The following is a 19,167-nucleotide window of genomic DNA, read 5'->3' as shown; positions in this document are numbered from 1 at the left end:
CGTTGAAGTGATGGTAAACAAATGACAGATAAAAATAAGTTGCCGAATGAGGGGCCAACTCTCTACATCGTACCGACGCCAATCGGAAATTTAGCGGATATCACTCAACGTGCTATCGAAGTTCTGTCGAATGTGGACATCATTGCCGCTGAGGATACTCGACATACAGGCAAATTACTGTCTCACTTCAATATCCAAACCAAAACCTTTGCGTTACACGATCATAATGAGCAGCAAAAAGCACAGGTACTGGTTGAAAAGCTACTTTCAGGTCAGTCCATTGCACTGGTCTCTGACGCTGGTACGCCGCTAATCAGCGATCCAGGATACCATTTGGTGACAAAATGTCGTCAAGCGGGCGTAAGAGTTGTGCCGCTTCCCGGTGCATGTGCGGTTATCACCGCGTTAAGTGCATCTGGTTTGCCATCGGATCGCTTCAGCTTTGAAGGCTTTCTACCACCGAAAAGCAAAGGTCGTAAAGATAAGTTTCTTGAGATTGCTTCAGTTGAGCGCACTTGTATTTTTTATGAATCGCCACATCGTATTTTAGACTCTTTACAAGATATGTTAGACGTTCTTGGGCCAGATAGGGAAGTGGTATTAGCTCGAGAGTTGACGAAAACCTTTGAAACCATTCAGGGAATGCCACTTGGTGAGTTGATTGGGTGGGTAAAAAGTGACGGCAACCAGCAACGTGGTGAGATGGTGCTTTTGATCCATGGATATCGTGATTCTAGTGAAGAAACGCTACCGGATGAAGCGACTCGTACACTGGGTATTTTGACCAAGGAGTTGCCTCTTAAGAAAGCGGCGGCCTTAGCGGCGGAAATCTACAACCTAAAGAAAAACGCGCTATATAAGTGGGGGTTGGAACATTTAGGCTAACCTCATTGAGATAGTCAGTTTCATTTTGCAAAAAGGGTTGGTGTGAGAGCATCGGCCCTTTTTCTTTGGCTGTTCATTTGTATTTGTCTAAAATATCGCCAATTGATTCATTCATTTCATCATATCTGTGATCTCACTAGACTCTGAGTGGATAACTCTATACAATCCGCCCTTGGAGCTGACTGGGTAGTCGCTGCTTTGTTGATGTCCTTCGGGAGACTGACAAAGGGGAGGAAAGTCCGGGCTTCATAGAGCAAGGTGCCAGGTAACGCCTGGGGGGCGCAAGCCTACGACAAGTGCAGCAGAGAGAAGACCGCCGATGGCCCCTATTTTCGAGTAGTGGTGCACAGGTAAGGGTGAAAGGGTGCGGTAAGAGCGCACCGGACGACTAGTAATAGTTCGTAGCAGGGTAAACTCCACCTGAAGCAAGACCAAATAGGCCTCCACATTGCGTTGCTCGCGTAAGGAGGCGGGTAGGTTGCTCGAGCCAGTGAGTGATTGCTGGCCTAGACGAATGGCTACCGCCGCGCAAGCGGAACAGAACCCGGCTTATGTGTCGGCTCCACCTATTCGAGACCCATCACTACTTTGGTAGTGATGGGTTTTTTGCATTTTATTGACGCAAACCATGTCATTACCAATAAACTTGGCGCTGAATCACGTCTAACTTTAGACTTGTGGTGGCGATGATGTGGGAAATCAGTACACTAAAGAATCGCTTCAAGATCATTCAACGAGAAAGCTATGACCGAAACATTTCAACATATCTCAGTGTTATTAAATGAATCCATTGATGGCTTGGCTATCAAACCCGACGGTATCTATATCGATGGAACATTTGGCCGTGGCGGTCACAGTCGAACTATCTTGTCGAAATTAGGTGAAAATGGTCGACTGTACAGTATTGATCGTGACCCTCAAGCGATAGCTGAAGCGGGCAAGATTGATGATCCTCGTTTTACCATTATTCACGGACCATTCTCAGGAATGGCAAAGTACGCAGAAGAGTACGGTTTAGCCGGCAAAGTCGATGGGGTTCTTTTGGATCTTGGCGTGTCTTCACCTCAGCTAGACGATGCAGAGCGTGGCTTTAGCTTTATGAAAGATGGCCCGTTAGACATGCGTATGGATCCAACTTCTGGCATCCCTGTCTCTCAGTGGTTGATGGAAGCTGACCTTGATGACATCACTTGGGTGATTCGTGAGTTTGGTGAAGACAAACATGCACGTCGCATTGCTAAAGCCATCGTGGCATACCGTGAAAACGAAGAAAACGAGCCAATGGTTCGTACAGGTCAACTAGCAAAATTGATTTCAGATGCGGCACCAAAGAGCTTTAAAGAGAAAAAGCACCCGGCGACGCGTGCTTTCCAAGCATTTCGTATTTACATCAACAGTGAGCTAGAAGAAATTGATACGGCACTAAAAGGTGCGGCGAGCATTTTAGCGCCTGAAGGCCGTTTGTCAGTGATCAGTTTCCACTCATTGGAAGATCGCATGGTGAAACGCTTCATTCGTAAAGAGAGCAAAGGCCCTGAAGTGCCACACGGTATTCCAATGACGGAAGCGCAAATCCGTGCGCTTGGTAGTGCGAACATGAAAGCCGTTAGCAAAGCGATCAAACCCACTAAGCAAGAAATTGAGCTTAACCCTCGTTCGCGCAGCTCTGTGCTAAGAGTTGCTGAAAAGCTGTAATTGTTATGACGAAATCCACTCCCAATCTTGCTAAGTTGATTGCAATAGATCTGTTTACTGTCGGTCGCTGGTCACTTGTGCTGATGCTACTGATATTCGCATCTGCGATGGGAGTGGTGTTTGCGACTCATCACGCACGCCAAGCGATCACCGAGAAAGATCATACATTCGTTGAGCGTGAGCAGCTTGACAGTGAATGGCGCAATCTAATGTTAGAAGAAACCGCCCTCGCGGAACACAGTCGCGTCCAAGATCTTGCCAAAATCGATCTTGAGATGAAACGTCCCGATGGCGATAAAGAAGTGGTTATCACGCTAAAATGATGGGAAAGAAAGCCAAATCTAAACAAGGAAACCCGAGTACTTCTGCTGTGAAAGAAAAAATTGCAACGGAGAAGCCGCAAGTTAAAAATGAAGCGGTCAGTACAGAGCCTGAGGCATTTTTAATTCGTTGGCGTTTTCATTTGCTATTGTTTTTTGTCTTTTGTGCTTTCGCCCTACTTGTGGGGCGTGTGGCTTATATCCAAATTATCGAGCCTGATAATCTTATTAAGCAAGGCGATCTCCGTTCTATCCGTGTCAAGGCTATTCCGTCTGCTCGAGGTATTATCTCTGACCGCAATGGTGAGCCTTTGGCCGTCAGTGTCCCTGTGGAAGCCGTTTGGGCGGATCCGAAAACCATCTTTAAAGAAGGTGCGTTAGAGCAAACCCAAAGCTGGTATGCGCTAGCCGATGTACTTGGCCTCAATCGCCAAGGCTTAATTGACAAGATTAAACGCAACGAAAAGCGTCGTTTCATTTATCTTCAGCGCCAAGTCAGTCCTGCTATGGCCAAATATATTCGTGAGCTCAAATTGCCCGGCGTCGGTCTTAAGTCCGAATCTCGTCGTTATTACCCTGCAGGCGAAGTCAGTGCTCACCTAGTCGGCGTTACCGGTATTGATGGTCATGGTTTGGAAGGCGTTGAACGCAGTTACGATAAATGGCTAACGGGTGAGGCGGGCAAAAAGATCATTCGCAAAGACCGTTATGGCCGAGTGGTAGAGAACATCGCACTTGAGGAGAAGCAAGAAGGTAAGCCGCTTAAACTCACAGTGGACCAACGTTTACAAGCGATTGCGTATCGTGCAATCAAGCAGGCCGTTGCGGATCACCGGGCGACCTCCGGCTCTGCGGTGATGTTGGATGTTAAAACGGGCGCAGTGCTGGCGATGGTGAACGCGCCATCCTACAACCCGAATAACCGCAGCGACTGGCAAAGCTACAAAATGCGTAACCGGGTCATCACTGACTCAATGGAGCCGGGTTCGACGATTAAGCCATTTGTGATTCTGGCCGCCTTAGAAAATGGAGTGGCAGATGAAAACACCATTGTGGATACCGGTAATGGTATTCTTCAGCTTGGTGGTAGCCGCGTACGTGACGTCTCTAAAGTAGGCAAAGCGAGCCTAACTCAGATCCTGAAAAAGTCGAGTAATATCGGTGTGACCAAGTTGGCAATGCAAATGCCAGTTGAAGCGTTGTTGGGACTCTATAGTTCAGTGGGGTTGGGGGAGCTTTCAGGTTTAAATCTAGTCGGTGAAGTGACGGGCATTTTCCCTAGCCGTTCACGTTGGTCTCCAATCGAACGCGCCACCATTTCTTTTGGTTACGGTTTGTCGATCACACCAATTCAGCTTGCTCATGCTTACGCGACCTTAGGAAATCTGGGTAAATATGAGCCTGTGCATATGATTGAAAGTAATGATATGGGTATGTCGCGCCAAGTCGTAAGCCATGAATATGCTCGTCAGGTGCTTGATATGCTTGAAACGGTTACTCAAAAGGGCGGTTCAGCTCGAAGAGCGGCGGTGCCTGGTTATCGGGTAGGGGCAAAAACGGGTACTTCACGTAAAGCGAGTGCAGGTGGTTACAGTGATGAATACATTACTTATACGGCAGGCCTTGCTCCAGTCAGTGATCCCCGTATTGCACTTGTTGTTATCGTCAACGAGCCGCAAGGCGATGATTACTACGGTGGCTCAGTAGCGTCCCCCGTTTTTTCTGAAATTATGAAAGGTGCGCTGCAAATCCTGAACGTTGCGCCAGATGAAAATAAATTCCAGCCGCATGCTAAGTAGTGTGCAGCAAAAAATGTTAAGAAAACCTGAGCTTAAGCTCGGAGAACAAATATGACCAAAGCCATCAGTATGGACGTATTGCTTTCCCCTTGGGTGGATTGCCCTAGCTTGTCGTCCGTCCTCGTCTCAGAACTAGAACTTGATAGTCGAAGAATTCAACCTGGTACAACATTTGTCGCCATTGTTGGCCACGTTGTGGATGGACGTAAGTTTATCCCAACAGCCATTCAGCAAGGCGCGAATGCGGTTATCGCTCAAGCCTGCGATGTAAAAACGCATGGTACGATTGAGATTATGGATGACGTACCCGTTATTTACCTCGATGCATTGGACAAATGCTTATCTCAAATCGCTAGTCAGTTGTATCACTATCCAAATATGGATCTGATTGGTGTCACTGGCACTAACGGTAAAACCACCATCACCCAATTGATTGCGCAGTGGATTGATTTAGTTGGTTCAAAAGCCGCTGTCATGGGCACGACGGGTAATGGTTTCCTTGATAACTTGCAAGAAGCCGCAAACACCACTGGCAATGCGGTTGAAATTCAAAAAACATTGTCTTCGCTCGCTGAGCAAAAAGCGCAATACACAGCGCTTGAAGTTTCTTCACACGGTTTGATTCAAGGTCGTGTGAAAGCGCTGTCGTTTGCCGCAGGCGTTTTTACGAACTTAAGCCGAGATCACCTTGACTACCACGGTACGATGGAAGAATACGCCAATGCAAAGTTAACCCTGTTTACTGAACATCAATGTGAACACGCGATCATCAATGTTGACGATGTAGTCGGTGCTGCGTGGGCGAAGCAATTAAGTAATGCACTTGCTGTGTCGTTGAAGCCCCATTGTGAGTTTGAGCAGGCTGTTTTTGCGAATCATATTGCTTACGCAGAGTCCGGCATTATGATTGAATTTGATGGCAAGTTCGGTTGCGGTACGCTTCATGCCCCTTTGATTGGTGAATTTAATGCGGCAAATTTGATGTTGGCGTTCACAACCTTGTTGAGTCTCAATTTTGACAAGCAAGCTTTACTGGCAACAGCAGGCCAATTGCAGCCAGTGCTTGGTCGGATGGAGCTGTTTCAAGCCGATGACCGCGCTAAAGTGGTTGTGGATTACGCTCATACGCCAGATGCACTAGAAAAAGCACTGCAAGCGCTGCGTGTGCATTGCCAAGGGCAGTTGTGGGCTATCTTTGGCTGTGGTGGTGACCGCGATGCAGGTAAACGTCCAATGATGGCAGAAATTGCTGAGCGTTTAGGCGATAAGGTGGTTCTGACCGACGATAACCCACGCAGTGAAGATCCTGTTCTTATCATGAAAGACATGCTAGCAGGGCTTGCTACACCTGCCGATGCGATTGTGCAGCATGATCGCTTTAAAGCACTTTCTTACGCTCTTGAGCATGCTTCTCCACAAGATATCATCCTGTTGGCTGGTAAAGGCCATGAGGATTACCAAATTCTAAATAGCGGAACCATTCATTACTCTGATCGAGAGTCCGCCATGCAACTATTGGGGCTTTCATCATGATTACCGTATCACTCTCTCAAATTGCTGACACCACTCGCGGTGAATTAATTGGTCATGATCTGACGATCGATTCTGTATCGACCGATACTCGCACTATTGAACAAGGTGCGCTGTTTGTTGCCTTAGTTGGCGAACGTTTTGATGCGCATGACTTTTGTCAGCAAGCGGTTGAGTTGGGTGCCGGTGCGCTACTGGTGCAAAAACGTTTAGAGATAAATGTGCCTCAAGTAGTCGTGGTCGACAGTAAAGTCGCAATGGGTGAGTTGGCTTCATGGGTTCATCAATCTTGTCAAACGCCAACGGTGGCGATCACCGGTAGTTGTGGCAAAACGACAGTGAAAGAGATGGTGGCCAGTATCCTACAGTTGAAAGGTAAAGTGCTGTTTACTGCGGGTAACTTCAACAATGATATTGGTGTACCGCTCACGCTACTGCGCTCACAGCAAGACGATGATTACGCGGTGATAGAGTTGGGGGCTAACCATATCGGTGAAATTGCTTATACAACGCAGTTGGTTAAACCAGATATCACCTTGGTAAACAACGTGGCAGCGGCACATCTCGAAGGTTTTGGCTCTATCGATGGCGTGAAGCAAGCTAAGGGTGAAATTTACCAAGGGCTTTCTTCTGGAGGGGTGGCGATTGTTAACCTCGATAGCAATGGTGAAGATAAGTGGCAAACTGTGTTGGCAGATAAAAAAGTCATTACTTTCTCGCCAACGAACACAGATGCCGATTTTTACGCGTCTAACATTGTGATGAACACAGCGGGTGAAGCAAGCTTTAACCTACATATCGCAGCAGATTCACAAGAAATTGAACTGTCTCTGGGTATCATAGGTCAGCACAACGTGGCGAACGCGATTGCGGCTTCTATCATTGCGCTACAAATGGGAGCAACGTCAGAAGAGATTCGGGCTGGCCTTAAGCACTTAAACAAGGTTAAAGGCCGTGTTGAGGTGGAAGAGCTGAGCGATAAGATTAAGCTGATTGATGATAGCTACAACGCAAGCGTTCCAGCGATGAAGGCGGCGGTTGATTTGCTGGGGGCATTCCAAGGTCAACGTTGGTTGATTTTGGGTAATATGGCGGAATTGGGTGAGGAAAGTCTTGCACTTCATCGCCAAGTCGGGGAACATGCTGCCCCACAAAAATTTGAACATGTTCTCACGTATGGTGCAGACGCGAAGGTCATTAGTACACTTTGTGACGGTATCCATTTCGAGACCCATCAAGAAATGATTGACTACATCAAGCAGCATTTAGATCAAGCCGCTCCTGAGTGCCATACAATTTTGGTGAAAGGGGCAAACGGTGCTCGTATGTTTGAAGTCGCTGCTGCTTTGAAGGAGTATTATTAATGATTATTTGGCTTGCCGAGCTGCTACAGCCATACCTGTCTTTCTTCCGTTTGTTTGAATACTTGTCTTTTCGAGCAATATTAAGCGTACTGACTGCACTAGGCCTGTCTCTTTGGATGGGGCCTATCATGATCAAGCGTCTTCAGATGCTACAAATTGGTCAGGTTGTCCGTAACGAAGGACCAGAATCTCACTTTAGCAAACGTGGCACCCCAACGATGGGCGGTATCATGATTTTAGCGGCAATCTCTATCACGATTCTGTTGTGGGCTGATTTGTCCAACCCTTACGTTTGGGCTGTGCTGGTTGTGTTGCTTGGTTATGGCGCAGTTGGCTTTGTCGATGACTATCGCAAAGTGGTGCGTAAGAACACCGATGGTTTGATCGCGCGTTGGAAATACTTCTGGCAGTCATTGATTGCGTTTGTTGTCGCTTTTGCACTGTACGCCTATGGCAAAGATACGGCTGCAACTCAGCTAGTGGTGCCATTTTTTAAAGACATCATGCCGCAGCTTGGCTTGATGTACATCATTCTGACTTACTTTGTGATTGTTGGTACCAGTAACGCGGTAAACCTAACGGATGGCCTAGACGGCTTGGCAATCATGCCAACGGTGCTGGTTGCGGCTGGTTTTGCCTTCATTGCATGGGCGACGGGTAACGTTAACTTCTCTGAATACCTACATATACCATACCTACCGCACGCTTCTGAGCTGGTTGTTGTATGTACGGCAATCGTTGGTGCTGGTCTTGGTTTCTTGTGGTTCAATACCTACCCAGCACAAGTATTCATGGGCGATGTTGGCTCACTAGCATTGGGTGGTGCTCTAGGGACCATTGCTGTTCTGGTTCGCCAAGAGTTGGTTTTGGTGATCATGGGTGGTGTATTTGTAATGGAAACGCTATCGGTTATCCTACAGGTCGGTTCTTACAAATTGCGTGGTCAGCGTATTTTCCGCATGGCTCCTATCCATCATCACTACGAACTTAAAGGCTGGCCAGAACCTCGCGTCATCGTGCGCTTCTGGATTATTTCTATGGTTCTTGTTCTGATTGGTCTAGCGACACTGAAAGTGCGTTAATCGCACTTTCCAATAACTTTCTAAGAATAACAGATACGGTGTGATCAAATATGGAACGTTGGCAAAACATACATAAGGTCGTCATTGTAGGGCTCGGTATTACCGGGCTCTCTGTCGTTAAACACCTAACAAAAACACAGCCGCAACTGGCGGTTAAAGTCATCGATACGCGTGCTAACCCACCAGGTGCTGAGCGTTTACCTGAACAGGTAGAGTTGCACAGTGGTGGTTGGAATAGCGAATGGTTAGCTGAAGCCGACTTGGTAGTGACCAACCCAGGTATTGCCTTAGCTACGCCAGAAATCCAAACAATAGTTGCGAAAAGCACACCTGTTGTTGGCGATATTGAGTTGTTTGCTTGGGCAGTAACGAAACCCGTTATCGCGATCACTGGCTCTAATGGCAAAAGCACGGTCACTGACTTGACGGGCGTGATGGCGAAAGCCGCTGGACTAACCGTTGGCGTTGGCGGCAATATTGGAGTGCCTGCTTTAGATTTGCTAGAGCAAGACGCGGATTTGTACGTGCTTGAGTTATCGAGTTTCCAACTAGAGACTACGTCGAGCCTGAAGCTTAAAGCCGCCGCGTTTCTAAACCTTTCTGAAGATCACATGGATCGCTATCAAGGCATGGCGGACTACCGACAAGCGAAGTTGCGTATTTTTGATAATGCCGAGCTAGCAGTCGTTAACCGTGATGACCAAGAAACCTACCCTGATAGTGACATGCCGTTGATGACGTTTGGCACTGATGAGCGAGCTTATGGTTTGGAATCAGATGCCGGTCGCACTTGGTTGCTTGATCACGGCCAGCGTGTGATTGCTAGCGATGAGCTCAAACTGGTCGGTAAGCACAACTTGGCGAATGCCTTGGTCGTGCTCGCTTTACTCAAGGCCGCTGGTATTGACTATCACAAAGCGTTACATGCACTGAAAACTTACACGGGTTTGACGCATCGATGCCAGGTGGTTGCGGATAATCGTGGCGTAAAATGGGTGAATGATTCCAAAGCAACTAATATTGCTAGCACGATGGCCGCACTTTCCGGACTAGAATCGAAGGGCAAACTGTATTTGTTGGTTGGTGGGGTTGGTAAAGGCGCAGATTTTTCGCCGTTAAAGCCTATCTTCACTACGTTGAATCTGCAACTTTGCTGCTTTGGTACCGATGGTGATGCCTTTATGCCACTGCACGAATCGGCAACTCGTTTTGACAGCATGGAAGATGTGATTCAACAAATATCTTCGCAGTTAAAACCTGGCGATATGGTGATGCTCTCTCCGGCATGTGCTAGCTTTGATCAATTCGATAACTTTATGGCAAGGGGCGATGCCTTCGCTAATCTTGCTCAAAAATACGCATAATTAAAGGTCACACATTTCGTGGTTTTAGGTAACGTTAAACGCAGCATTGGCACTTGGCTTAAGCATCCAGCACCAGAGGCGCTCTTTGATCGTCAGTTGGTATGGATTGCGCTAGGTTTGATGTTAACTGGCTTGGTGATGGTGACCTCTGCATCGTTTCCCATCAGTTCTCGACTGACGGATCAGCCATTCCACTTTATGTTCCGTCACGCTCTATTCTTGGTCGTTGCCGTTTCAGCATCTTCGGTTGTCCTTTGTAAGCCCTTAGACTTTTGGTTTCGGAACTCTAAATACATCGTTGGGATATCGGTTGCACTGCTTGTCATTGTTTTAGTTGCAGGTAAGTCTGTTAATGGTGCTTCTCGATGGATCCCCGTTGGACCAATTAATTTACAGCCGGCAGAGATTGCCAAGCTCTCTCTGTTTATGTTTATGTCTGGATACTTGGTTCGTAAACAGGATGAAGTTCGTCAGACATTCTTTGGTGGCTTCATTAAACCAATAATGGTTTTTACGGTATTTGCGGTATTACTCCTGCGTCAACCTGACTTAGGTACGGTTGTTGTGATGCTGGTGACCCTGTTTGGTATGTTATTTATCGCGGGGGCCAAGTTAACGCAGTTTTTGGCGTTAATGATTGCAGGGATAGTTGCTGTTGTAGGCTTAATTTTGATTGAGCCTTATCGTATGCGACGTGTCACGTCATTTCTTGACCCATGGGAAGACCCATTCGGCAGCGGCTATCAATTGACACAATCGTTGATGGCATTTGGCCGAGGTGAATGGTTTGGTCAAGGTCTGGGTAACTCGATTCAAAAATTGGAATATCTACCCGAAGCCCATACCGACTTTGTGTTCGCGGTGCTCGCAGAAGAACTCGGCTTTGCCGGCGTTGTATTGGTATTAATGCTGATCTTCAGTTTAGTGTTAAAAGCGGTTTATATCGGTAAGCGAGCCTTCGAAGCGGGCGAAATGTTTGGTGGTTATTTAGCATTTGGCATTGGTATTTGGTTTGCTTTCCAAACCTTAGTTAACGTTGGTGCGGCAGCAGGCATTGTGCCAACCAAGGGGCTCACCCTACCTCTGATCAGCTATGGTGGCTCAAGCCTATTAATCATGTCTATTGCAGTTGCCATATTGCTGCGTATCGATCACGAATGCCGTTTAAAGCGCGGTCAGAAAGAACAACAAGACGATGAAGAAAAATAAACGTTTGATGGTGATGGCCGGTGGTACTGGTGGTCACGTTTTCCCAGGCTTGGCCGTAGCGAAGCAGTTGCAACAGCAAGGTTGGGAGATTCGCTGGTTAGGTACCGCGGATAGAATGGAAGCGGATTTAGTGCCAAAACATGGCATTGAAATCGACTTTATCAAAGTAAAAGGTCTACGAGGTCAAGGCGTTAAACGTCTTCTTGCGGCACCATTTCAAATTGTTAATGCCATCATGCAGGCTCGTGCTCACATGAAACGTTGGCAGCCAGACGCTGTGCTTGGCATGGGCGGTTACGTGAGTGGCCCTGGTGGTATTGCGGCTTGGATGAGCGGAATTCCTGTTGTGCTGCATGAGCAAAATGCCGTCGCAGGTCTCACAAACCAATGGCTATCGAAAATCGCTAAGAAGGTGTTTCAAGCTTTCCCTGGCGCGTTTCCAAAAGCAGAAGTGGTTGGTAATCCAGTACGTGAAGACGTAACCCAGCTCGATGCTCCTGCTGCACGCATGCAAGAACGACAAGGTCCAATTCGTATTCTTGTGATGGGTGGTAGCCAAGGTGCACGCATTCTTAACCAAACGCTGCCAGAAGTGATGGCAAAATTGGGCGATGATTACTGTATTCGTCATCAAGCGGGTAAAGGTTCCGCGGAAGAAGTGAATGCGGCATACCAAGCGAATGGTGTGGCGAATGCAGAAGTAACAGAATTCATTGACGACGTTGCAGAAGCTTATGCATGGGCTGACCTTTTGGTTTGTCGTTCAGGAGCGTTAACCGTTTCTGAAGTATCAGCGGCGGGCGTGGGGGCTATCTTTGTTCCGTTTATGCATAAAGACCGTCAGCAAGCACTGAATGCAGACCACTTGGTGGATTGTGGTGCGGCGAAAATGATTGAACAACCAGATTTAACCGTTGAGTCACTGACTCAGCAGATCCAACAATTGGATCGACAAGCTTTACTTACAATGGCTGAGCAAGCGCGTGGCGCTGCAAAATTGAATGCTGACCGAGTTGTCGCACAAGCCATTGTTGCTTTGACCGAAAAGCGTTAACGAATTATTGAGAATAGAATTGATGACAATCCAACATACACAAGACTTAGCTCAAATTCGCGCAATGGTGCCAGAGATGCGCCGCGTGAAATCCATCCACTTCATCGGTATTGGTGGTGCGGGCATGAGCGGCATTGCAGAAGTACTGTTGAACGAAGGCTACCAAATCACAGGTTCTGACCTATCAGAAAACCCTGTGACCGAGCGTTTAGTATCAAAAGGTGCAACGGTATTTATTGGCCATCAAGCCAGCAATGTTGAGAATGCCAGTGTTGTTGTGGTTTCAACCGCGATTAACGAAGAAAATCCAGAAGTGATGGCGGCGCGTGAATTGCGTATTCCTATCGTCCGCCGCGCAGAAATGCTGGCTGAGTTGATGCGTTTCCGTCATGGTATTGCTGTTGCGGGTACGCACGGCAAAACAACGACTACGGCACTTGTAACGCAAATCTATTCTGAAGCAGGCCTTGATCCAACGTTCGTTAACGGCGGGCTGGTGAAGAGCGCTGGCACGAATGCACGTCTAGGTTCAAGCCGTATTCTGATTGCTGAAGCAGATGAGAGCGATGCGTCATTCTTGCACCTGCAACCCATGGTGAGCATTGTCACCAATATTGAAGCGGATCATATGGATACTTATGGAGGTGACTTCGAAACATTGAAGCAAACCTTCATCGACTTTTTGCACAACCTACCATTTTACGGCCAAGCGATTGTGTGTATCGACGATCCAGTCATTCGTGAGTTGATTCCACGTATCAGCCGTCAGGTGATCACTTACGGTTTCTCAGAAGATGCAGACGTACGCATTGAAAACTACCGTCAAGAAGGTCAGCAAGGTAAGTTCACCGTGGTTCGTGAAGGTCATGCGAATCTAGACATTACATTGAATATTCCAGGTCGCCACAATGCACTGAATGCTTCGGCAGCGATTGCGGTAGCCACAGAAGATGACATCAGTGATGAAGCCATTCTTAAAGCGATGGCTGGTACTGAGGGGACTGGGCGCCGTTTTGACCACCTTGGGGAGTTCGATACCGGTAATGGTCTAGCTATGTTGGTGGATGACTATGGTCATCACCCAACAGAAGTAGGTGTAACGATTGATGCCGCACGTAGTGGTTGGCAAAATAAGCGTTTGGTGATGATTTTTCAGCCGCATCGCTACAGTCGAACGCGTGATCTTTACGATGATTTTGCCAATGTACTTGAGCAGGTTGATGTATTGATCATGTTGGATGTCTATGCGGCAGGAGAGAAACCCATTGCTGGCGCTGATGGACGTGCGCTATGTCGCACAATTCGCAGTCGTGGCAAGGTAGATCCCATTTTTGTTCCTGAAATTGAACAACTACCATCAGTTTTGGCTAATGTTATACAAGACGGCGACTTGATCTTGACTCAAGGGGCGGGCGATGTTGGTAAAGTAGCGAAGCAACTGGCTGTTCTTGAGCTGAATGTTAATAAGATGCTCGGTTAACAGCGATGATTGATACAAAGCACAGATAAAGACCTAGATCTCGATTTTGTATCAAGAACGTTGTGATTTATCACTATCAGTGTTTGATAGTTTACAAGAGCTCAGTATAATCCCAAGGTTAAAGTCAATGCTTTTATTAGTGTGTAATAACACGATAAAAAGCACAGGACAAAAATCAGGAAACGAAGACGTTGTTGAATATTGCACTGAATGAAGAGCGGCTTAACACGGAGAATCACCGTGGTCGCCAAGAGAAGATCTTGGGTGCGCTATTTTTCGTTATCGTGATGACAATAATTAGTTCTGTTTTGTACTCAGCGATCAGTTGGATGTGGGATGACCAAAGGTTACCTCTTTCCAAAATCGTACTTCAGGGAAAGCTGGAGTATGTCACAGCAGACGATGTTCAAGCAGCGTTTGGCAGTATTGATCACATTGGAACCTTCATGTCACAAGACATTGATGTGTTGCAACAAAGTGTAGAGGCCCTTCCTTGGGTAGCCCATGCGGCTATTCGAAAGCAGTGGCCAGACACGGTAAAAGTATTTTTGACAGAACATCACCCCGTCGCCATTTGGAATGGCATCGAACTGTTGGACAACAATGGTTTGGTATTTGAAGGGGATGTCGGCCTACTAAAGGAAGAGAAAGTTAAGCTATATGGACCCACTGCAACCGGGCCGGAAGTCTTGCAAACCTATCGTGAACTTCGACCTAAATTTCAGCAGCTGGGTCTTGCAATATCGTCTCTAGTATTAAACGAGCGACGAGCTTGGCAAATCATCCTTGATAACGGTATTCGACTAGAGCTCGGTAAAGAATCTTTGGATGAGCGAATAGAGCGTTTTTTCTCACTCTATCATAAGCTTGGAAGCGACACGCAAAGAATCAGTTATATCGATCTTAGGTACGATACGGGAGCCGCGGTTGGTTGGTTTCCTGAACATGAGTTAGAACAAGAGAGTACAGATGACTAAGGTCGCCGATGACAACATTATTGTTGGTCTTGATATAGGCACTGCAACCGTTTCAGCTCTAGTGGGTGAGATTCTACCAGATGGCCAAATAAACATTATTGGTTCAGGTAGCAGCCCTTCACGCGGCATGGATAAAGGCGGCGTGAATGATTTGGAGTCGGTTGTTAAATCAGTACAACGCGCGATTGATCAAGCAGAGCTAATGGCCGAATGCCAAATTAGCCGTGTATTCATTTCGTTGTCTGGTAAGCATATCGCAAGCCGAATTGAAAAAGGCATGGGCACCATATCTGATGAGGAAGTGTCTCAAGAAGATATGGATCGCGCTATCCATACCGCAAAATCGATTAAAATCGGTGATGAACAGCGAATCCTACATGTGATTCCGCAAGAGTTCACCATCGACTATCAAGAAGGGATTAAAAACCCACTTGGTTTATCTGGAGTGAGGATGGAGGTTAGCGTCCATTTGATCTCCTGCCATAATGATATGGCACGCAATATTATTAAGGCGGTAGAACGCTGCGGCCTTAAAGTGGAGCAACTTGTTTTTTCTGGGCTTGCTGCAAGTAATGCGGTAATCACCGAGGATGAAAGAGAGCTTGGGGTTTGTGTGGTTGATATTGGCGCTGGAACAATGGATGTATCCATTTGGACTGGTGGCGCATTACGTCACACTGAAGTGTTTTCTTACGCAGGAAATGCTGTCACTAGCGATATTGCTTTTGCTTTTGGTACACCAGTGAGTGATGCCGAAGAAATAAAAGTAAAATATGGCTGTGCCTTGAGTGAACTAGTCAGCAAGGATGACACGGTTAACGTACCAAGTGTCGGTGGACGACCTTCACGCAGTCTGCAGCGTCAGACTTTGTCAGAAGTGATTGAGCCGCGATACTCAGAGCTTATGGGACTGGTTAACCAAACTATCGACTCAGTACAAGCAAAATTGCGCGAAGAAGGCATTAAGCACCATCTTGCCGCAGGTGTTGTTCTTACCGGCGGTGCTGCGCAGATTGACGGAGTGGTAGAGTGTGCGGAGCGCGTATTCCGCAATCAAGTAAGGGTCGGCAAACCGCTCGAAGTCAGCGGCTTAACTGATTATGTAAAAGAGCCGTACCATTCTACGGCAGTTGGATTACTTTATTACGCAAGAGATATGCAGTCTAGTGACGATAGCGATTATAATGAACCTAAGCGTTCTTCCGCATCTGTGACTAACTTTTTCGGTAAATTGCGTAATTGGATAAGAAATGAGTTTTAACCTGAGTTGCAGGATAAACGGAGACAACACATGTTTGAACCGATGATGGAAATGTCTGACGATGCAGTAATTAAGGTCGTTGGAGTTGGTGGTGGCGGTGGTAACGCCGTTGAACACATGGTGCGTGAATCCATCGAAGGAGTGGAATTCATCAGCGTCAACACTGATGCGCAAGCACTTCGTAAGACAAGCGTTGGTAATGTCATTCAAATCGGCGGTGATATCACTAAAGGTCTGGGGGCAGGTGCGAATCCACAGGTCGGCCGTGAGGCTGCTCTCGAAGATAGAGACAGAATTAAAGATTCCCTAACTGGCGCCGACATGGTGTTTATCGCCGCAGGTATGGGTGGCGGTACAGGTACAGGCGCTGCACCTGTTATTGCTGAAGTGGCTAAAGAGCTTGGCATTCTAACCGTAGCGGTAGTAACGAAACCGTTCAGCTTTGAAGGCAAGAAGCGTTTGGCATTCGCTGAGCAAGGTATTGATGAGCTGTCTAAGCATGTTGATTCTTTGATCACGATTCCAAACGAGAAGCTACTTAAAGTTCTTGGTCGTGGTGTAACGCTATTAGAAGCTTTTGCAAGTGCGAATGATGTTCTTAAGAACGCGGTTCAAGGTATTGCAGAGCTCATCACTCGTCCCGGCATGATCAACGTCGACTTCGCAGACGTACGTACTGTGATGTCTGAAATGGGTCACGCAATGATGGGTAGTGGCATCGCGAAAGGCGAAGATCGTGCAGAAGAAGCAGCGGAGATGGCAATTTCTAGCCCACTTCTGGAAGATATCGATCTAGCGGGCGCTCGTGGTGTCCTTGTTAACATCACTGCAGGTCTTGATATGCGTCTTGATGAGTTTGAGACAGTGGGTAACACAGTGAAAGCATTCGCATCTGACAATGCCACCGTGGTTATCGGTACTTCTCTAGACCCAGACATGACTGACGAAATCCGTGTAACAGTGGTTGCTACGGGTATCGGCAATGAGAAAAAGCCAGACATCACATTAGTTGCTGGTGGTAAAGCGAAAGTTGCACCAACGCCTGCTCCGCAACAACAAGCGGTGCTACCACAAGTTGAGGAAAAACCGGCACAAGTTTTGCAGACTCAAGTGCAAGAGAAACCGCAGGTAACTCCTCAGCCAACAAACACTGTTTCTTCTTCTGTATCTGTGGGTCAAAGCTCTGCAGCACCGAAACAAGAGAAAGAGAGTGGTTATTTAGATATCCCAGCATTTTTGCGTCGTCAGGCTGACTAATCTTTAATCCATAAATTTGACAGAGTTCAAAATTATGGTAGCATTCACGGTCGACGTTACAGGCGGCCGTGTTTTGTAGCATTTTTTAGAGAGGCAAGCAGATGATCAGACAAAGAACTCTGAAAGAAATAGTGAAAACAACTGGTGTGGGTCTCCACTCTGGTCGTAAAGTGACACTTACTCTGCGCCCAGCTGCTGCAAATACAGGCATTATTTACCGTCGTACAGATGTAAATCCACCTGTAGATTTTCCAGCTGATCCGGCATCTGTTCGTGACACTATGTTATGTACAGCATTGGTTAACGACGAAGGTATTCGCATTTCAACGGTTGAACACTTGAATGCAGCACTTGCTGGTATGGGTATCGACAATATTATTGTTGAAGTTGACGCACCTGAAATTCCAATTATGGATGGTAGCGCAAGCCCGTTCGTATATCTGCTGCAACAAGCTGGTGTCGAAACGCAAAATGCGCCAAAGCGTTTTATCCGTATTAAGAAACCAGTTCGTTTTGAAGACGGCGATAAATGGGCTGAATTTGTACCATTTAACGGCTTCCGTATGGACTTTGAAATTGACTTTAACCACCCTGCGATCGAGTCAGACGAGCAACGTCTTCTGTTTGATTTCTCATCTCAAGGTTTCGTTCGTGAGATTTCTCGTGCGCGTACGTTTGGTTTCATGCGTGATATCGAATACCTACAATCTCAGAACTTAGTTCTGGGTGGTAGCTTTGATAACGCAATCGTACTGGATGATTACCGTATTCTTAACGAAGAAGGCCTACGCTTTGAGAATGAGTTCGTAACACACAAAGTATTGGACGCGATTGGTGATCTTTACATGTGTGGTCATGCCATCATCGGCGAATTCCGAGCGTACAAATCAGGTCATGGTTTGAACAACCAACTTCTACGTGCCGTTCTTGCTGATCAAGAAGCATGGGAATGGACAACATTTGAAGAAGAAGCGGGTTCACCGGTTGCTTTTGCAGAACCAAACATGGTTCTAGCATAATACTAAATGCGCAGACGTAAATAGATTAAGAAAGCCAGGCAATGCCTGGCTTTTTGCTATCTGTAAATAAGTCGTTTAAAAAACGCTCATTTGTTGCTCTTCTTTTCTGCCATGTCAGCGAGACGCTTTAAACGCTCTTTAATTTTAGGCGGAGCGATATCTGCAATGATCATTAATGAGTTAGCCGCCGCTTCAGTGAGAGGTGGGCGTTTTGGCCGATCATCATGTTCAAAGCGATTTCGGTACAAAGAAGGGTTAATTCTCACCTCAACACTCATGAGTTTGGCGTAGCCTTGTGTACGCAGTTTATTGAGGATCATTAAACGATCGTAATCGACCTTCATTTTGATCGCTGCACTAGAGACATCAATCAACAAGTGGCCATTGCGAATATTTGCTACTCGGCAATGATCGGCGGTGCCTTTCGGTAAGATCGATTGTAGAGCTTGGTTTAGCTGTAAGATCTCTCCAGCATGCTGTTGAATCTGCTTAAACTGAGATTCAGCAATAAGATCGTCTGTAGCTGTTGGGCGATGATCACGCATAGGCAAAATCTAATTTTGTTGAGATATTGGTATTCTAGAGCAGCTTTCCATCTAGGTATAGTTTACATTATTGTCTTTATTACCCAATTGCCCTCGAAATTAACGCAAAAAGAGGTGCTTTTTAGGTAGAAATACACGCTAAGTATATCAAGATGATGATAATTGTACTGAGAATATCGATTTCGAATCTCAATGTATGAGCAAATACTGGCTAATCCGTCACCACTTTGATTAAAAACTTCAGAGTGCTTCAAACAAATACGTCTATTAATGGTTGTATGGATGAAAAATCCTTACACTAAGCCACATTGTTTCAAAATTTGGCC

General features: G+C 46.6%; 16 protein-coding genes and 1 other RNA gene. 16 read left to right on the top strand and 1 reads right to left on the bottom strand.

Annotation, left to right across the window (positions count from 1 at the left end; genetic code table 11):
* The first annotated feature begins 21 nt into the window (after nucleotides 1–21).
* The 16 genes from rsmI to lpxC all read left to right on the top strand — a co-directional run bounded on the left by rsmI (nucleotide 22) and on the right by lpxC (nucleotide 18,296).
* The gene (rsmI, locus tag ACVA54_RS08165) at nucleotides 22–885 is read left to right on the top strand and encodes a 16S rRNA (cytidine(1402)-2'-O)-methyltransferase (RefSeq protein ID WP_099078858.1); all 864 of its coding nucleotides are present in this window, start codon (nucleotides 22–24) and stop codon (nucleotides 883–885) included.
* Nucleotides 886–1,059: 174 nt separating this feature from the next.
* An RNA gene (gene rnpB / locus ACVA54_RS08160) (RNase P RNA component class A) lies at nucleotides 1,060–1,453 on the top strand.
* A gap of 176 nt (nucleotides 1,454–1,629) precedes the next feature.
* Nucleotides 1,630–2,580 (top strand): 16S rRNA (cytosine(1402)-N(4))-methyltransferase RsmH, encoded by a 951-nt coding sequence (gene rsmH / locus ACVA54_RS08155; protein ID WP_119464056.1) that lies wholly within the window; start codon nucleotides 1,630–1,632, stop codon nucleotides 2,578–2,580.
* 5 nt (nucleotides 2,581–2,585) lie between these two features.
* A complete protein-coding gene (ftsL, locus tag ACVA54_RS08150) occupies nucleotides 2,586–2,903 on the top strand; it encodes a cell division protein FtsL (RefSeq protein WP_099078860.1) in 318 nt (105 codons plus the stop codon).
* On the top strand, nucleotides 2,900–4,699 hold the full coding sequence (locus ACVA54_RS08145) for a penicillin-binding transpeptidase domain-containing protein (protein ID WP_099078861.1): 1,800 nt from the start codon (nucleotides 2,900–2,902) through the stop codon (nucleotides 4,697–4,699). The genes ftsL and ACVA54_RS08145 overlap by 4 nt, the downstream gene beginning before the upstream one ends.
* Before the next feature lie 51 nt (nucleotides 4,700–4,750).
* Nucleotides 4,751–6,232 (top strand): UDP-N-acetylmuramoyl-L-alanyl-D-glutamate--2,6-diaminopimelate ligase, encoded by a 1,482-nt coding sequence (gene murE / locus ACVA54_RS08140; RefSeq protein WP_119464057.1) that lies wholly within the window; start codon nucleotides 4,751–4,753, stop codon nucleotides 6,230–6,232.
* Nucleotides 6,229–7,593: a UDP-N-acetylmuramoyl-tripeptide--D-alanyl-D-alanine ligase gene (locus tag ACVA54_RS08135; RefSeq protein WP_446608933.1), complete on the top strand. Its 1,365-nt coding sequence runs from the start codon at nucleotides 6,229–6,231 to the stop codon at nucleotides 7,591–7,593. Before murE ends, ACVA54_RS08135 begins: the two co-directional genes overlap by 4 nt.
* Nucleotides 7,593–8,675 carry a phospho-N-acetylmuramoyl-pentapeptide-transferase gene (gene mraY, locus ACVA54_RS08130; RefSeq protein WP_099078864.1) on the top strand — a complete coding sequence of 361 codons (1,083 nt, stop codon included), beginning with the start codon at nucleotides 7,593–7,595 and terminating at the stop codon, nucleotides 8,673–8,675. The genes ACVA54_RS08135 and mraY overlap by 1 nt, the downstream gene beginning before the upstream one ends.
* A 50-nt stretch (nucleotides 8,676–8,725) precedes the next feature.
* The gene (gene murD / locus ACVA54_RS08125; RefSeq protein WP_099078865.1) at nucleotides 8,726–10,039 is read left to right on the top strand and encodes a UDP-N-acetylmuramoyl-L-alanine--D-glutamate ligase; all 1,314 of its coding nucleotides are present in this window, start codon (nucleotides 8,726–8,728) and stop codon (nucleotides 10,037–10,039) included.
* 18 nt (nucleotides 10,040–10,057) lie between these two features.
* On the top strand, nucleotides 10,058–11,248 hold the full coding sequence (gene ftsW / locus ACVA54_RS08120; protein WP_099078866.1) for a cell division protein FtsW: 1,191 nt from the start codon (nucleotides 10,058–10,060) through the stop codon (nucleotides 11,246–11,248).
* Complete coding sequence (murG, locus tag ACVA54_RS08115) at nucleotides 11,235–12,302, top strand: undecaprenyldiphospho-muramoylpentapeptide beta-N-acetylglucosaminyltransferase (RefSeq protein WP_099078867.1); 1,068 nt, start codon at nucleotides 11,235–11,237, stop codon at nucleotides 12,300–12,302. The genes ftsW and murG overlap by 14 nt, the downstream gene beginning before the upstream one ends.
* A 22-nt stretch (nucleotides 12,303–12,324) precedes the next feature.
* Nucleotides 12,325–13,782, top strand: a complete 1,458-nt coding sequence (murC, locus tag ACVA54_RS08110) for a UDP-N-acetylmuramate--L-alanine ligase (protein WP_172438091.1) — start codon at nucleotides 12,325–12,327, stop codon at nucleotides 13,780–13,782.
* 191 nt (nucleotides 13,783–13,973) lie between these two features.
* Entirely contained in the window at nucleotides 13,974–14,759 is a 786-nt protein-coding gene (locus tag ACVA54_RS08105) for a cell division protein FtsQ/DivIB (protein WP_119464061.1), read from the top strand.
* Nucleotides 14,752–16,020, top strand: a complete 1,269-nt coding sequence (ftsA, locus tag ACVA54_RS08100; protein WP_099078870.1) for a cell division protein FtsA — start codon at nucleotides 14,752–14,754, stop codon at nucleotides 16,018–16,020. Before ACVA54_RS08105 ends, ftsA begins: the two co-directional genes overlap by 8 nt.
* Nucleotides 16,021–16,050: 30 nt before the next feature.
* Nucleotides 16,051–17,277, top strand: a complete 1,227-nt coding sequence (gene ftsZ, locus ACVA54_RS08095; RefSeq protein ID WP_099078871.1) for a cell division protein FtsZ — start codon at nucleotides 16,051–16,053, stop codon at nucleotides 17,275–17,277.
* A gap of 101 nt (nucleotides 17,278–17,378) precedes the next feature.
* Entirely contained in the window at nucleotides 17,379–18,296 is a 918-nt protein-coding gene (gene lpxC / locus ACVA54_RS08090; protein WP_099078872.1) for a UDP-3-O-acyl-N-acetylglucosamine deacetylase, read from the top strand.
* 86 nt (nucleotides 18,297–18,382) lie between these two features.
* On the opposite strand, the gene ACVA54_RS08085 is transcribed toward lpxC, so the two are convergent.
* Nucleotides 18,383–18,841: a DUF721 domain-containing protein gene (locus tag ACVA54_RS08085; protein ID WP_099078873.1), complete on the bottom strand. Its 459-nt coding sequence runs from the start codon at nucleotides 18,839–18,841 to the stop codon at nucleotides 18,383–18,385.
* Nucleotides 18,842–19,167 lie beyond the last annotated feature (326 nt).

The organism is Vibrio sp. PNB23_22_6, from assembly GCF_052877535.1.
The sequence above is the reverse complement of the archived record's forward strand: the minus strand, read 5'-3'. Positions and strand labels throughout refer to the sequence as shown.

Coding starts and splice junctions, on each gene's coding strand:
- rsmI (WP_099078858.1), top strand. CDS start 22: ATGACAGATAAAAATAAGTTGCCGAATGAGGGGCCAACTCTCTACATC.
- rsmH (WP_119464056.1), top strand. CDS start 1,630: ATGACCGAAACATTTCAACATATCTCAGTGTTATTAAATGAATCCATT.
- ftsL (WP_099078860.1), top strand. CDS start 2,586: ATGACGAAATCCACTCCCAATCTTGCTAAGTTGATTGCAATAGATCTG.
- ACVA54_RS08145 (WP_099078861.1), top strand. CDS start 2,900: ATGATGGGAAAGAAAGCCAAATCTAAACAAGGAAACCCGAGTACTTCT.
- murE (WP_119464057.1), top strand. CDS start 4,751: ATGACCAAAGCCATCAGTATGGACGTATTGCTTTCCCCTTGGGTGGAT.
- ACVA54_RS08135 (WP_446608933.1), top strand. CDS start 6,229: ATGATTACCGTATCACTCTCTCAAATTGCTGACACCACTCGCGGTGAA.
- mraY (WP_099078864.1), top strand. CDS start 7,593: ATGATTATTTGGCTTGCCGAGCTGCTACAGCCATACCTGTCTTTCTTC.
- murD (WP_099078865.1), top strand. CDS start 8,726: ATGGAACGTTGGCAAAACATACATAAGGTCGTCATTGTAGGGCTCGGT.
- murG (WP_099078867.1), top strand. CDS start 11,235: ATGAAGAAAAATAAACGTTTGATGGTGATGGCCGGTGGTACTGGTGGT.
- murC (WP_172438091.1), top strand. CDS start 12,325: ATGACAATCCAACATACACAAGACTTAGCTCAAATTCGCGCAATGGTG.
- ftsA (WP_099078870.1), top strand. CDS start 14,752: ATGACTAAGGTCGCCGATGACAACATTATTGTTGGTCTTGATATAGGC.
- ftsZ (WP_099078871.1), top strand. CDS start 16,051: ATGTTTGAACCGATGATGGAAATGTCTGACGATGCAGTAATTAAGGTC.
- lpxC (WP_099078872.1), top strand. CDS start 17,379: ATGATCAGACAAAGAACTCTGAAAGAAATAGTGAAAACAACTGGTGTG.
- ACVA54_RS08085 (WP_099078873.1), bottom strand. CDS start 18,841: ATGCGTGATCATCGCCCAACAGCTACAGACGATCTTATTGCTGAATCT.